General features: G+C 68.2%; 13 protein-coding genes and 1 tRNA gene. 1 reads left to right on the forward strand and 13 read right to left on the reverse strand.

Annotated features, from left to right (window positions below):
* Positions 1 to 54: 54 nt before the first annotated feature.
* From AC07M7_RS02945 to rph, 6 genes are all read right to left on the reverse strand, one after another.
* Positions 55 to 429, reverse strand: coding sequence for a PilZ domain-containing protein (locus tag AC07M7_RS02945; protein WP_046986667.1), 375 nt, complete (start codon positions 427 to 429; stop codon positions 55 to 57).
* Entirely contained in the window at positions 426 to 2,708 is a 2,283-nt protein-coding gene (locus tag AC07M7_RS02950) for a DUF1631 family protein (RefSeq protein ID WP_495206688.1), read from the reverse strand. Before AC07M7_RS02950 ends, AC07M7_RS02945 begins: the two co-directional genes overlap by 4 nt.
* A gap of 202 nt (positions 2,709 to 2,910) precedes the next feature.
* Complete coding sequence (hemW, locus tag AC07M7_RS02955) at positions 2,911 to 4,137, reverse strand: radical SAM family heme chaperone HemW (RefSeq protein ID WP_495206689.1); 1,227 nt, start codon at positions 4,135 to 4,137, stop codon at positions 2,911 to 2,913.
* A gap of 56 nt (positions 4,138 to 4,193) precedes the next feature.
* Positions 4,194 to 4,790, reverse strand: coding sequence for an RdgB/HAM1 family non-canonical purine NTP pyrophosphatase (gene rdgB / locus AC07M7_RS02960; RefSeq protein WP_337302873.1), 597 nt, complete (start codon positions 4,788 to 4,790; stop codon positions 4,194 to 4,196).
* Positions 4,787 to 5,176 carry a VOC family protein gene (locus tag AC07M7_RS02965; RefSeq protein ID WP_046986671.1) on the reverse strand — a complete coding sequence of 130 codons (390 nt, stop codon included), beginning with the start codon at positions 5,174 to 5,176 and terminating at the stop codon, positions 4,787 to 4,789. The genes rdgB and AC07M7_RS02965 overlap by 4 nt, the downstream gene beginning before the upstream one ends.
* Positions 5,173 to 5,898 (reverse strand): ribonuclease PH, encoded by a 726-nt coding sequence (gene rph, locus AC07M7_RS02970; RefSeq protein ID WP_428709399.1) that lies wholly within the window; start codon positions 5,896 to 5,898, stop codon positions 5,173 to 5,175. Before rph ends, AC07M7_RS02965 begins: the two co-directional genes overlap by 4 nt.
* Positions 5,899 to 6,022: 124 nt before the next feature.
* On the opposite strand from rph, the gene AC07M7_RS02975 reads away from it, so the two are divergent.
* Positions 6,023 to 6,883, forward strand: a complete 861-nt coding sequence (locus tag AC07M7_RS02975; RefSeq protein ID WP_046986673.1) for a YicC/YloC family endoribonuclease — start codon at positions 6,023 to 6,025, stop codon at positions 6,881 to 6,883.
* Between the two features lie 57 nt (positions 6,884 to 6,940).
* Here the strand turns inward: AC07M7_RS02975 and selD are convergent, their stop codons facing one another.
* The 7 genes from selD to fdxH form a co-directional block, all read right to left on the reverse strand.
* Positions 6,941 to 8,020, reverse strand: a complete 1,080-nt coding sequence (gene selD / locus AC07M7_RS02980; RefSeq protein ID WP_495206690.1) for a selenide, water dikinase SelD — start codon at positions 8,018 to 8,020, stop codon at positions 6,941 to 6,943.
* Between the two features lie 26 nt (positions 8,021 to 8,046).
* A tRNA-Sec gene (locus AC07M7_RS02985) sits at positions 8,047 to 8,142 on the reverse strand.
* Between the two features lie 24 nt (positions 8,143 to 8,166).
* On the reverse strand, positions 8,167 to 10,098 hold the full coding sequence (selB, locus tag AC07M7_RS02990; protein WP_495206691.1) for a selenocysteine-specific translation elongation factor: 1,932 nt from the start codon (positions 10,096 to 10,098) through the stop codon (positions 8,167 to 8,169).
* Positions 10,095 to 11,519, reverse strand: coding sequence for an L-seryl-tRNA(Sec) selenium transferase (gene selA, locus AC07M7_RS02995; protein ID WP_295380240.1), 1,425 nt, complete (start codon positions 11,517 to 11,519; stop codon positions 10,095 to 10,097). The genes selB and selA overlap by 4 nt, the downstream gene beginning before the upstream one ends.
* A gap of 3 nt (positions 11,520 to 11,522) precedes the next feature.
* Entirely contained in the window at positions 11,523 to 12,506 is a 984-nt protein-coding gene (gene fdhE, locus AC07M7_RS03000) for a formate dehydrogenase accessory protein FdhE (RefSeq protein ID WP_495206692.1), read from the reverse strand.
* Between the two features lie 372 nt (positions 12,507 to 12,878).
* On the reverse strand, positions 12,879 to 13,526 hold the full coding sequence (locus AC07M7_RS03005) for a formate dehydrogenase subunit gamma (protein ID WP_046987320.1): 648 nt from the start codon (positions 13,524 to 13,526) through the stop codon (positions 12,879 to 12,881).
* Positions 13,523 to 14,440, reverse strand: a complete 918-nt coding sequence (gene fdxH, locus AC07M7_RS03010) for a formate dehydrogenase subunit beta (RefSeq protein WP_006389637.1) — start codon at positions 14,438 to 14,440, stop codon at positions 13,523 to 13,525. Before fdxH ends, AC07M7_RS03005 begins: the two co-directional genes overlap by 4 nt.
* Positions 14,441 to 14,448: the final 8 nt, after the last annotated feature.

Genomic DNA, 14,448 nt, shown 5'->3' on the forward strand with positions numbered 1-14,448 from the left:
ACGGCCCTAGATTCTGCCGCATACCGCGAAAAACCGCTGTGCCGGAACCGGCACTCAGGCCGTCGAAACCGGTCCCTCGTCGCTGTCCTCGCCTACCCATTGGCGCAGCAGCTGCCGATGTTCGCGTGACAGGGTCAGGAAGCGGAAGCCGGTCCAGCTCTGCCCGGGCGCGTGCGCCGGCTCGCTCCACAGCAGATGCACGCCGACGTCGATCGCTTCCTGGCGACCATCACCCATCGGCAGCGGGAAGCGCAGCTGGTACAGCGCATCTTCGCGCAGCGGGGCGCTGGCCAGCATCAGCATGCCGGTCTCGGAGACATTGCCGAGCCGGCCGACCACGCATTCGCGCATCTGGTCGGTGACCGGCACCAGGTCCGAGACTTGGCGGCGCGGTGCGCGGCGCGTGTCCTGCGGCGGGACGGGTTTCATGCGTGGGTCTCCTGCGTGCGATCAGCGGCCAGTGCGCGCAATGCACCAAGGCTGGCCTGCCAGGCGCGGTCGACCAGCCGGCCCTTGTCCTCGGTGACCAGTTGCGCATGGCCAGCGCTGATCTGCCGGGCCAGCGTATCCAGGTCGGTGTCGGCGATCTTCTGCCCGCGTGCGTTGACCAGCAGCGCGTGGCCAGTCAGCAGGCTGTACCAGGACAGTCGCTGGCGGCGCAGCGTGCCGTCGTCGTTGGCGATATCGAACCAGCTGCCGAACGGCAGCGTCGACAGCTGCTGGTATGCCGCTTCTTCTGCACTGTTGCGCGGTGCGGTCGCCGCGGTACCGGCAGTCGTGCCGGCATGTTCACCCAGGCGTGCGCGCGCCTTCAGGCGAGCGCTCAGTTCGGTACGCGAGGTGCTGTCATCCTCACCACCGGGCGTGGCCAGGCGACGGGCGACGGCAGCAGCTTCCTCGGCGTGGTAACCAACCTGCAGCAAGGCCGCTTCGACCTCGGCGGCCAGTACCGTATCGGTGCCGGCAGCGGCACCCACCGGCTGTGCGGTCACCGCGGCGATGCGTTGGGTCTGCTGCAGGCGCTCCTGCCACTGTGGTGAGTCGTCGCCATGGCGCAGCCGGGTCAGGGTCAGGGCATCGGCCCAGGCCTGGCGCAACAGGGTCTGCACGAAGCGCGGTGGGTCCTGCGCATCGCAGCACTGATCGATGCGGGCGCTGGCCTGGCGCCGGGCCAGTTCCAGCCGTTCCTTGCCGCGTGCGGCTTCCACGTGGCGGCGCTCGGCCAGTTCGGCACGATGCGCGGCGGCACGCTGGTGCTGCTGCACATCTTCATTGGCAGCGGCGAAGGCTTCCGGCGCGCGTGCATCCTGTCCAAGCAGGCCCTGCACGCTCTGCGCCATGCGCTGCAGCAGCTGCGGGTCGACATCATCGTCGCCCAGCCAGTTGGCACCGACTTCGGCGATCTGGTTGAGCAGCTCGCGCGCGGGATGTTCGTCGCGTACGAAGAAGCCCGGGTCGGCCATCGCAGCCCGCGCCAGCGGTACCTGCAGGCGCGCCAGCAGGGCAGCGGGTACCGGGTCGGGGCGCTGTTGCTGCTGCACCTGCTGCATCAGCATGCGCAGCAGGTCGAGGTTGTCGCGGTCGTGGCTGCCCAACTGGGCCTGCGCGCCGTGTTCGCTGCGCAGTTGGGCGACAACTGCGGCCTGCAGGTCGGCCACGCCGGTGGCGGAACTGGACTGGGCCTGCAGGCGCGCGAGTACGGCGTCCACCGCAGCGCTGGATACGGCATTGCTGTCCGCGGGTGCGGCGCTGGCATGGCGTGCCTGCTGCAACAGCTCATGCAGTGCGCTGCCGGTGGACGAGGTCAGTCCCGGCGTGGCGGCGGGGCCGGCAGCGCCGCCCTCGTTGAAGGCGTCCTGTACCAGGCTTGACCAGGAGCCCGAAGGGGCCGAACCGTTCCAGCCGGTCAGGGGCGCAGCGGCGCGTTTGGCAGGCTGCGTGGTGCGGCCGCCACCTACCGACTGGGTGATGATCCGCCGCGTGCTCGAGGAACGCGCCAGATAGGGGGTGTAGACCAGCCCCGGCAGCACGCCGTGCTGGGCCAGCAGTGCATTGGCGCGGTCGAGTACATCGCCCAGCCGCTCCAGCACCTGCCGTTCAAAGCTGCGGTAAAGCGCCAGCTGCACCTCGGCGCCAAGCGCATCCTGTTCGGCCAGTCTGCGCACCATCGCGCACAGCGCCTGCGGCGCCAGTGGCAGGGTGTCGGCTTCGAAAGCCGGCGCTGCGGCCAGCACGCCCAGGCGTTGGCCCAGCAGGTTCAGCGTGTTGGTCGAACGCAGGGTTTCCCGCCGCACCATCTCGGTCAGCAGCAGGTCGCGGTCGACATCATGCTCGGCTACCAGTGACAGCCCCAGCATGCCCGGCAGCGGTGGCGGAGCCGCGCTGGTCGTGGCGCCGGTGGGCGGCTCGCGCAGGCGTGCCAGTGCGTCGGCAACGGCATCGAGCATGCGGTCGGCGAAGTGACCGGAGAAGGTGTGCAGCTGGTCGCGCTGGGCCATCAGTTCAGATTGCTGCTGCGGATTGCGTGCACGGTCGGCGTCGTGCAGCAGGGTCTGCTCCAGTGCTTCGACGGTCAGGATCAGCGGCGCGGCCAGCGTTTGCCGGCACAGGCCGATCAACGCGCCCAGCAGTTCGCGCACCCGCGGTGGCAGGTCGCTCGCGGCCAGGCGGGCTTTGTCGGCAGGGGTGATGGAAAAGACAGCTGACATCGGCAGGCGGTACCCGGATTCCCGCGGATCGATCTGGTGAATCTACCGTGTCGGCCGCTGTCGGCGCTACTTTAGGGTGAATGTGCATCCCGTTCGCCAGGCATCGCCCGGCGGATGAACGGTAGTGCCGGCCACTGGCCGGCAACTCTGTCTTTACCGGACTGCCGGCCAGCGGCCGGCACTACCCATTACTCCAGGAAGCTCATTCCTCCAGGAACAGGCTCACCACATCGTTGGTGAAGCGCCGGCCCAGTTCGGTCGGCTGCACATGGCCATTGGTCACGTCCAGCCAGCCGCGCTGCACGGCCTCGGCCAGCGGTGCATCGAGCACGCTGCGTGGCAGCCCGGTGCGCGACTCGAAATCGCGCAGGCCAAAGCCTTCATGCAGGCGCAGCAGGTTCAGCATGTATTCGAAGGGCAGCCGCTCGGGTGCGATCACCTCGTCACCGCCGAACGAGGCTGGCGTGCCCGCGCTGTCCAGGTAGGCCTGCGGATGCTTGAGTTTCCAGCGCCGCAGCACGTGTTCCTCTGCACCGGAGCTGATCTTGCCGTGCGCGCCGGCACCGATGCCGAGATAGTCGCCGAAGCGCCAGTAGTTCAGGTTGTGCGCACTCTGCCGGCCGGGTCGGGCGTAGGCGCTCACCTCGTACTGGCCGAAGCCGGCCTGCGCCAGCAGCGCCTGGCAGTGCTCCTGCATGTCCCAGGCGTTGTCTTCGTCGGGAATGCCCTGCGGCGGTCGTGCGAAGAACACCGTGTTCGGTTCCAGCGTCAGCTGGTAATGCGAGATGTGCGCCGGCTGCAGCGCGAACGCACGTTCCAGGTCGGCCTCGGCACCGGCCAGGGTCTGTTCCGGCAGCGCGTACATCAGGTCGATGTTGAAGTTGTCATAGCCCGCGTCCTGCGCCATTTTCGCGGCGCGTTCGGCCTCGCCGCTGTCATGGATGCGGCCCAGGCGCTTGAGCATCGCATCGTCGAAACTCTGGATGCCGAAGCTGAGGCGGTTCACGCCGGCCGCGCGGTAACGGTCGAAGCGGCCATGCTCGGCGGTGCCCGGGTTGGTTTCCAGGGTGATTTCGGCATTGGGCGCGAAGCGCAGGCGCGCGCTGGCCTGCTGCAGGAAGCGGTCGATCGCTTCCGGCGGGAACAGGCTGGGCGTGCCGCCGCCGAAGAACACGCTGTGTACCACCCGGCCCCAGACCAGCGGCAGGTCCTGGTCGAGATCGCGCAGCAGTGCGTCGATGTAGGCGTCGAACGGCAGTTCGCCCTTGGCCTGGTGCGAATTGAAATCGCAGTACGGGCATTTGCGCACGCACCACGGCAGGTGCACGTACAGCGACAGCGGCGGCGGCACCAGTCGCGGCGGGCTGTCGTGGTCAGCGGAGCAGGCTTCGCCGGGCAGGTGGTTGCAGTGGTCGTGGGCGTGCGGCATGGGTTTCTTCGGTAGTGCCGGCCGCTGGCCGGCTTCCCTGGGGAATCAGTAAGGCGTCAAAGCCAGGTGGCCAGCTGCTGCTTGAGCTGCTGCAGGGCGAGGGCACGGTGGCTGATGGCGTTTTTCAGGGCCGGCTCCATCTCCGCGGCAGTCAGGCCGTGGGTGGTATCCAGGAACACCGGGTTGTAGCCGAAACCATTCGTGCCACGCAGTTCGCGGATGATCTGCCCCTCCCAACGGCCTTCACAGATCAACGGCTGCGGGTCGGTGGCGTGACGCAGCAGCACGATCACCGCATAGAAGCGGGCGTCGCGCTGGCCATCGGGAATGTCCGCCATTGCCTCCAGCAGCTTGGCATTGTTGGCTGCGGCGTTGGTCGGGTGGCCGGCATAGCGCGCGCTGTACAGGCCCGGTGCACCGCCGAGGGCATCGACGATCAGGCCCGAATCATCGGCCAGCGCCGGCAGGCCGGTGGCTTCGCAGGCTGCGCGCGCCTTCAGCAGCGCGTTCTCGACGAAGGTCAGGCCGGTCTCTTCCACGTCGCCCAGACCCAGCTCGGCGGCCGAGGTGATCTGCAGCGGCAGGTCGGCGAGGATCTCCTGCATCTCCACCAGTTTGCCGGCGTTGTGGCTGGCCAGTACCAGTTTCTTCATTGACGTGGCTCCAGCAGGTCCCAGGTGTTGCCATACAGGTCGCGGAACACCGCCACCGTTGCATAGGGTTCTTCGCGCGGCGCTTCCAGGAACTCGACACCAGCGGCCAGCATTGCCGCGTGGTCGCGGTGGAAGTCGTCGGTGTTGAGGAAGAAGGCGACGCGGCCACCGGTCTGGTTGCCGATGCGGCTGCGCTGTTCCTCGTCGCTGGCGCGTGCCAGCAGCAGGGCGGCGGCGTTGCCGTCGGACGGACCGACCACCACCCAGCGCTTGTGGCCCTGGTCGATGTCTTCCAGCAGCGCGAAGCCGAGCTTGCCGGTGTACCAGGCGATGGCTTCGTCGTAGTCGGCCACCACCAGCGTGGTCAGGGCAAGGCGCCGCTTCATGCCGACAGTGCCGACTGCTGCGCGTCCAGCAGCTCGCGCACGCCCTTCTCGGCCAGGCCCAGCAGCGCATCCAGTTCATCGCGACGGAAGGCATGGCCTTCGGCGGTGCCCTGCAGTTCGATGAAGCCACCGCCGTCGTTCATCACCACGTTCATGTCGGTGTCGCAGTCGCTGTCTTCAGCGTAGTCCAGGTCCAGCACCGGGGTGCCGCGGTAGACGCCCACCGACACGGCGGCCACCGCGCCCAGGATCGGGTTGCGCTTGATGTCGCCGCGCTTCATCAGCACGTTCACCGCATCGACCAGGGCCACGTAGGCGCCGGTGATGGCGGCGGTGCGGGTGCCGCCATCGGCCTGCAGCACATCGCAATCCAGGGTGATGGTGCGTTCGCCCAGCGCGTTGCGGTCCACGCAGGCGCGCAGGCTGCGGCCGATCAGGCGCTGGATCTCCAGCGTGCGGCCGCCCTGCTTGCCACGGGCCGCTTCACGGTCACTGCGGGTGTGGGTGGCGCGCGGCAGCATGCCGTATTCGGCGGTGACCCAGCCTTCGCCCTTGCCACGCAGGAAGCCCGGCACGCGGTTCTCGACGCTGGCGGTGCACAGCACGCGGGTTTCACCGAAGCACACCAGCACCGAACCTTCGGCGTGGCGGGTGAAGCCGCGTTGGATGACGACCGGGCGGAGCTGGTCGGGCTGGCGGCCGCTGGGGCGGGAATCGGACATGGTGCGGGTTCCGTAATGGCGAGGGAGTACGCCGCCACGCCCGCGGCCTTCACGGGGCGGGCAAGGGGGCTCTGGTGAGGGCGCTAGGGTACCATTCCCCCTTTGCACGCACCGGACACAATCCATGATTCGAAGCATGACCGCCTACGCCGGCGGCGAGCGGGTCACCCCGTGGGGCACGCTGGGCTGCGAGCTGCGCTCGGTCAACCACCGCTTCCTGGAGGTCGGCACGCGCCTGCCCGATGAACTGCGGGCGCTGGAACCGCAGCTGCGCGAGCGCATTGCCGCACGCCTGAGCCGCGGCAAGCTGGATCTGGTGATGCGCCTGCGCGCGCCGGAAGCCGCCGCCAACCTGCAGGTGGACGAGGCCCTCCTGGGCCAGCTGGGTCGCCTGGCGCACCGCCTGACCTCCGATTTCCCCAACCTGCAGGTCAGCTTTACCGATCTGCTGCAGCTGCCGGGTGTCACCCGTGGCGAGGCCACCGATGCCGCTGCCCTGCAGGCAGAGGCACTGGCCCTGCTGGACCAGGTGCTGGACGGCTTCGTCGAGGCCCGCGAGCGTGAAGGCAGCAAGTTGTCCGCGGCCATCAGCGAGCGCGTGGACGGCATCGAGCGCATTGCAACGGAAGTGCGCACCCTGATTCCGGCCATTCGCGACGGCCAGCGCGCCAAGCTGGCTGCCCGACTGGCCGACCTGCCGCACCCGGTCGACCCGGGTCGTGCCGAGCAGGAACTGGTGCTGTGGCTGCAGAAGCTGGACGTGGATGAAGAACTGGACCGGCTGGGCAGCCACATTGTCGAGATCCGCCGCGTGCTCAAGCAGCGCGAGCCGGTCGGCCGCCGCCTGGACTTCCTGCTGCAGGAGTTCAACCGCGAAGCCAATACGCTGGGCTCGAAGTCGGTGGACAGCCGCACGTCCAATGCCGCGGTGGAGCTGAAGGTGCTGATCGACCAGATCCGCGAACAGGTGCAGAACATCGAGTGATGTTGCATCCAGTGATACAGCAGGGGCGCCTTCGGGCGCCCTTGTCGTTTCAGCGCATCAGCGCACGCTGACGCCCGCCGCTCCCTCGCTCAACCGCCCCACCACGGCCGCCTGGCCGAACCCCGCATCGCGGAAGCAGGCCAGCACCGCATCCACCGCTTGCGGGGCACAGGACACCAGCAGGCCGCCGCTGGTCTGCGGGTCGGTCAGCAGTGGCTGCCAATGGGCCGCCAGGCCCTCGGCGAAGCGCACCTCGGCGCCATACGAGGCCCAGTTGCGGTTGGAGGCGCCGGTCACGCAGCCACGCTGCAGCAACTCCAGCGCCTGTGGCAGCAGCGGGACCTGCGCACTGTCTACCTCGGCAGCCACGCCACTGGCGCGGCACGCTTCCAGCAGGTGGCCGAGCAGGCCGAAACCGGTGACGTCGGTCATGGCATGCACGCCGTCCAGCGCGGCAAGGGGCACGCCCACGCTGTTCAGGCGGGTGGTCGACTCGATCATCTGCTGGTAGCCGTCGGCGTCCAGGACTTCTTTCTTCAGGGCTGACGAGTACACGCCCACGCCCAACGGCTTGCCCAGCACCAGCGCATCGCCGGGGCGGGCATCGGCATTGCGCTTGAGTCGTTGCGGGTCGAGCACGCCGATCGCGGCCAGGCCATAGATGGGTTCCACCGAATCGATGCTGTGGCCACCAGCCACCACGATGCCGGCGTCGGCGCAGGCGCGTTCGCCGCCCTGCAGGATGCCGCGGATGGTGTCCTGCGGCAGGGTATTGATCGGCATGCCGACGATGGCCAGCGCGAACAGCGGCCGCGCGCCCATTGCGTACAGATCCGACAATGCGTTGGTGGCAGCGATGCGACCGAAGTCGAACGGGTCGTCGACGATCGGCATGAAGAAGTCGGTGGTGGCGACGATCGCCTGATGGTCATCCAGGCGGTACACCGCGGCATCATCGCTGGTCTCGCGGCCGACCAGCAGTTCGGCCGGTGCGGGAAGTGCGGGAACCCCACGCAACAGCTCGGTCAGCACGCCTGGCGCGATCTTGCAGCCGCAGCCACCGCCATGCGCGAGAGACGTCAGTCGTTGCGGGGCATCGGCCGTTGAAGGAGCGGGGGACTGCACGTGCGTGGCCATGCCGACATCTCCTGCGGAAACACGAATGGCGGAAGGCAGCAGGAGTCGAACCTACCAGGGAACGATCGACGCCCCCTACTGGGTTTGAAGCCCAGCCGCATGCCCGGATGCGCATGCCTTCCGAAAGTACGGCAATGCCGGTGGGCTCAGTCGCGGGCTGCATTCCACTGCAGGTCGCCGCGCGGCCGATGCTGGTCACCGACGCGTCGAGTGTAGCCAACGCGATTGAAGAACTCCAAGATCTGGATGCTGCGCTTGCGGCCGAGGCCGATGGCATCGCGGAACGCCGCCGCATCCACCGTGCCGCTGGCCTGTGACAGCTGCGCGACGATCGCGGCCAGCTCGGCGATGCGGGCCGGTGCATAGAACAGGTCGGGCACCACCTGGAACAGTTCACCACGCGCGGCAGCGCGGCGCAGGACCGCGCGGACCTCATCCTCGGGCAGGCCGATGTCGGCCGCCAGGGTACGTACCCACGGCGGATCGAAACCGCCCGCGTGCAGTTGCGGCAGCACGCGTTCGAGCAGCAGGCGTTCGCGTTCCGGCGGTGCGTGATCGTGGCCGGGCAAGCGCCACCATGCACCCGCGCGCTGCACGCTGCCATCGTCGAGCAGGTCCTGCAGCAGGGCGTTCCACAGGCTGGTTGCCAGCGCAGGCAGGGTGCTGCGCTGCAGGCGTCCACTGTCGACGCCGGGTTCGTCGGGGCGGCGCTCATGCCAGCCGCGCAGCGAGGTGAGCACCTGTTCGCGCAGCGCCTGCCAGTGCGGGGCAAGAATGATCACCGTGTCTTCGCGGGTAGTGATGCGGCGCGCGTCGTCGGGCAGGTCGATCCGGTCGGCGGCACGCCGGCAGTAGCGCTGCAGGGCGCCGAGGGGAATGCCGGCGGGTGCCTGCTGCAGCAGCGGGCCAAATCCAGCGGCGGCCGCCAGTTGCTCCAGCGCACCCAGCCACGCGAGCCGCGCCGGGCTGCGCCGACGCCGCTGCGGGGGATCTGGATCGAGCACGACACCACCGCCCAGGGTACGGGTCGCGCCCGAATCGCGGGCAATGAAGCGGTCGCCGCACATCGCGCAGACTGGTGCGTCGAACACCAGCTGCACCAACTGACCATCGCCGTGGTCATGGTCCTCCAGCAGCACCACGTGGGCCTGCCGGTGCATCGTGCCCCAGTGGATATGCAGTGGCGCCCAGTCGCGCAGAGGGGCTTCCCGCGCGGAAAGCCGCAGGCGCACATCGACACGGGTGGTGGCCAGCATCGCGCGCGGGTCGGCGATCCAGTCGCCGCGCGTGATGTCGTTGCGGGCGATGGCGGCCAGGTTCAGCGCGCAGCGCTGCCCAGTCACCGCCTGTTCGCTGGCCTGGTTCTGCGCGTGGATGCTGCGCACGCGAACTTCAGTGGCGGCCGGCATCAGCTGCAGATGTTCGCCAACAGTAGCCACGCCGCCATGCACTGCGCCGGTCACCAGCGTGCCGTGGCCGGCCAGTGAGAACACGCGATCCACCGGCATGCGGAACAGTTCGCTGCGCAGCCCGGCCTGGCGCATGCTGGCACCATCCGCGGCCCATGCGTGCAGTCGGGTACGCAGCGCGCTGACGCCTGCGTCTTCGGGTGACGTGCTGTTGCAGGCGAACACAGAGGCGTCCTGCAGCGGCGTGCCGGCCAGCAATGCAGCGATCTCGATTTCGACCCGAGCGAGGCGTGCGGCATCCACGCGGTCGATCTTGGTCAGCGCCACCGCGCCACGGTCTACGCCCAACAGCTGCAGGATCGCCAGATGTTCGCGGGTCTGCGGCATCACACCGTCGTCGGCGGCAATTACCAGCAATGCGACGTCGATGCCGGTGGCGCCGGCCACCATGGTGTGTACGAAGCGCTCGTGGCCGGGCACATCGACGAAGCCAAGCGTGGCTGCTGGTCCTTCTCCGGCGGCGGCTTCAACGGGCACATAGGCGTAGCCCAGCTCAATCGATATGCCGCGCGTGCGCTCTTCCTGCAGGCGGTCGGTATCGATGCCGGTCAGCGCCCGCACCAGGCTGGTCTTGCCATGGTCGATATGCCCGGCGGTGCCGACGATCATGCCTGCAGCGTGCTCCATTGCGCGAGGAAGGCGGCTTCGTCAGCAGGCTCGAGACAGCGCAGGTCCAGCCACAATGCGTCATCTGCGATGCGGCCCAGTACCGGCTGTGGCAGCTGGCGCAGGCGCTTGGCCAGGCGATCCAGTCCGCCACGGCGTGTACTGGTGACGCGCAGTCCGGCACTGGCCAGCTGTGCCTGCGGTTGCGCACCGCTGCCGATCTGGCTGTGCATCGCCGCGCGTTCAAGGCTGTGCTCCGAGGCCAGCCCGTCGCGCATCGGTTGCAACAGACGCTGTGCCTGCGCATCGATGTCGTCCTGCGTGCGCGACAGGGTGCGCAGGGTCGGCAGCCTGTGCGCCAGCAGCTCCGGCTCGCGGTACAGGGCCAGTACCGCTTCCAGCGCGGCCAGCCCCATCTTGTCCATGCGCAGCGCGCGCTTCAGCGGGTTGCGGTTGATCCGTGCGATCAGATCGGCGCGGCCGGCGATGATGCCGGCCTGCGGTCCGCCCAGCAGCTTGTCACCGCTGAACGAGACCAGGTCGGCGCCGGCCGCCAGCGTTTCCTGTACGGTCGGCTCGTGCGGCAGGCCGAACAGGGCCAGATCACACAGGCTGCCGCTGCCCAGGTCCACCACCAGCGGCAGGCCATGCTCGTGCGCGATCGCCGCCATCTTCGCGGTCTCGACCTTGGCGGTGAAACCGGTGATCGCGTAGTTGCTGGCGTGAACCTCCATCAGCAGCGCAGTGCGCGCGCCGATGGCGTTGGCGAAGTCGGCCGGATGAGTGCGGTTGGTGGTACCCACTTCCAGCAACCGCGCGCCGGCGCTGCGCATCACATCGGGAATGCGGAAGGCACCGCCGATCTCCACCAGTTCGCCGCGCGACACCACCACGTCGCGCCGGTTGGCCAGGCTGTTGAGCAGCAGCAGGACCGCCGCCGCATTGTTGTTGACCACGGTTGCGGCTTCGGCGCCGGTCAATTCGCAGACAAGCGCCTGCACCCGTGCATCGCGGTCGCCGCGGCGGCCCCGGCTGATGTCGAATTCCAGATCGACCGGTGCGGTCATCGCACGCGCCACCGCCTGTACCGCAGTCTCGGGCAGCAGGGCGCGGCCCAGATTGGTGTGCAGCACGGTGCCGGTCAGGTTGTACATCGGCTGCAGGTCCAGCCGCGCATCGGTGGCGAGCGCTGCATCGAGTGCGGCGACCAGCACCGGGCCGTCAATGGCCTGCTGCAGTGCCTCGACCGAGAGCTGCGCGGCACCGATGCGCTCACGCAGCGCCTGCAGATGCACGCGCAGCAGCTGGGTGACGCGGCTGCGCCCATGACTTTCAATCAGTTCGGACAACGCCGGCAGTCGCAGCAGTCGATCCAGCGAGGGCAGGGCAGCGGCTGATGCCGGAGCAGGAGGCGTGCGTGACATCGGTCAGTCGCCGTCGGATTGCCACAGCAGCGGGTTCTGGCTGGCGCGCGCATAGCCTTCCTCGGCCAGCAGCAGGTCCAGTGCGAGGGTGCCCAGATCGTCGGCCACCGGCTCCAGCATCGGGTCTTTTTCCAGGTACAGGATCTTGCGGTAACTGTGGCAGTGGTCGCAGGTCTCGGCGCGCACCGCGCTCTCGCGCACGGCGTGGCCGGCATCGCCATCCAGATCGGCCAAGGCACGGTAGGCGATGTCCTTGCCGGCGGTGCCGCATTGACTGCACTGCACGCGCACGTAATGCCACTGGCAGGCGCACAACGCGCACGACAGGTAGCGATAGGACGCATAGGGTGGGCGTGCCTGCACCACGCTCACCACCGGCAGGGTGCCGCACAGCGGGCACAGCCCGGGTGCATCGGCCAGCGGCTTCAGATCGGCCGGGCGGAAGCTCTCGGCCAATACCGCCCAGTACACCTGCAGTGCCGTCATCACCAGCAGCGCAGCCACCGCATCAAGCGACGGCGCGTCGTCCCGCTCCAGTACCGCGTGCGCCTGCGCATCCAGCCACGCGTCATCGGCAGCGGCAACGCGTTGCAGTTCCTGGCGAGTTTCCGCCGGCAGGCCGGATTCATCGGCACAGTGTTGGCAAAGCGTGCGCAACCAACCGCGCCAGCGGTCATCGAGCTGCAGGGTGTTGGCGGGACGCAGCGGCATGCCGGCGCCGGCCGCAGCGCTCGACTGTTGCGCGCGCGCCTGTACCTGCAGCGCTTCACGTTGCTGCGGCGTCAATTCATCCAGCAGCGCCTGCTGCGCATCGGCCAACGCCGCCAGCAACTGCAGGTAACCGCCGATGGCACTGTGCGTGGCCAGGCTGCGGAGGCGGGCCGCGCGATCGGCGAACAGGGACGCAGCATCGGGCAGGATGATGCGCGGAACATCGCGCGAGGCCAGCGTCTCGATTTCACCGGGTTCAAGGATGCGTTGCGCCATGCAGGGCCAGCCGGAAGAACCAGCCTCCATCCTCGCCGTTGTCGGCGCTGGCGTCCAGCGTGTTCGAGGCAAAGCAGTCGAGCATGGCTTGACTCTACAAAAGTCGGTTTCGATCATTGCCGTGTTCATTGTGTCGACCAAGGTCGACACCCACCAACAGCAACGCAGAACGCCGTCCCGACAGATCGCAGAACTCTGTCGAAGGCGGGGTGGGTCCGGTTGCGGGGGTGTCTGCGGCATGGATGCCGCGGCCAAGCCCCCATGGAAGGGTTTACGGCGTCCCCCGCAACCGGACCCATCCCGCCATCCCACGGATAGCCGCTGTTGCTGTTGACTTGGCTTGAAGCGGGTGCAGGGCCGCAGGCCCTGCCGTCAACCCTCTCCCCGTCGCCCGCGCAGGATGTCCCGGAACCACTGCCGGTGGTGCTTGTACGCCCACCCATAGGTCACCTTGCCCTGGGTCATCGCCCGCACCGAGCCCTTGATCCAGATCGCCGCGTAGATGTGCACCACGATCGCGCACACCAGCACCCAGCCGAACAGCGCATGGGCAAGTACCGAGAAGCGGATCACCCCGATCGGGAAGAAGTGGCTGAAGTACTGCCGCCAGATCACGAAGCCGGTCAGCAGCAGCGCCGACAGGCAACCGATGATGGCCCAGAACAGCAGCTTCTGGCCGGCATTGAAGCGCCCCACCGGCGGCAGCTTCTCGTCCTCGTTGCGCAGCACATCGCGCATGCCACGCATCCACTTGCCGTCGTCGGCGGTCGGCAGGTTGTCGCGCCACATGCGGAACGCCAGCAAGGCGAAGCCCACCACCATCGCCAGGCCGATGAACGGGTGCAGGATGCGCGTCCACGGCCCGCCGCCGAACAGCTGGGTCAGCGGGAACAGGGCAGGGTGGAACAAGGCCAGCCCGGACAGCGCGGTCAGCACGAAGCAGATCGCCACGATCCAGTGGTTGATGCGGGTCGGTGCGCGGTAGCGCACGATCTGCCGCGGGTGCGGGGCGTACTTCATGGCCGCTGCTCCTCTTCGATCTTCTTCGCCTCGTGCTCGGCCTCTTCTTCTTCCTCATCGTTCACCGTGTTGCGGCCGATGCCGATGTAATGCAGGAAGCCGGCGAAGGCGGTGGCGGCGATCGCCAGAACGCCCAGCGGCTTGGCCACGCCCTTCCACACCTCCACCATCGGGCTGATGCGCGGGTCCTTGGGCAGGTCGGCGTACAGCTCGGGCTTGTCCACGTGCTGCAGCACATACATCACGTGGGTTCCGCCGACGCCCTGCGGGTCGTACAGGCCAGCGTTTTCGTAGCCACGCGATTTCAGGTCTTCCACGCGCCCCGCGGCATGCTCGGTCATCGCCTGCTTGCTGCCGAAGGTGATCGCACCGGTCGGGCAGGTCTTCACGCAGGCCGGTTCCTGGCCCACCGCCACCCTGTCCGAACACAGCGTGCACTTGTAGGCCTTGTGGTCCTTCTTGGAAATGCGCGGCACGTCGAACGGGCAGCCGGTCACGCAGTAGCCGCAGCCGATGCAGTTCTCTTCCTGGAAGTCGACGATACCGTTGGCGTACTGGATGATCGCACCCGGTGACGGGCAGGCCTTCAGGCATCCCGGGTCGGCGCAGTGCATGCAGCCTTCCTTGCGGATCAGCCACTCCAGCTTGCCTTTCTCGTCCTCGTACTCGCGGAACTTCATCACCGTCCACGACTGGTCGCTCAGGTCGGGCGGGTTGTCATAGCTGCCAACGCAGCTGCCGACCTCGTCGCGCAGGTCGTTCCACTCCATGCAGGCGACCTGGCAGGCCTTGCAGCCGATGCACTTGCTCACATCGATCAGCTTGGCGACCTGGCCGGTGTGCGCACCACGTGCCTCCGGCGAGGGCGTGGTGGTGGCCGAGCGGCGGATGATATCCAGCGATTGCAGTGACATGGCGTGTC

This window comes from Stenotrophomonas sp. GW821-FHT09E08, assembly GCF_059416125.1.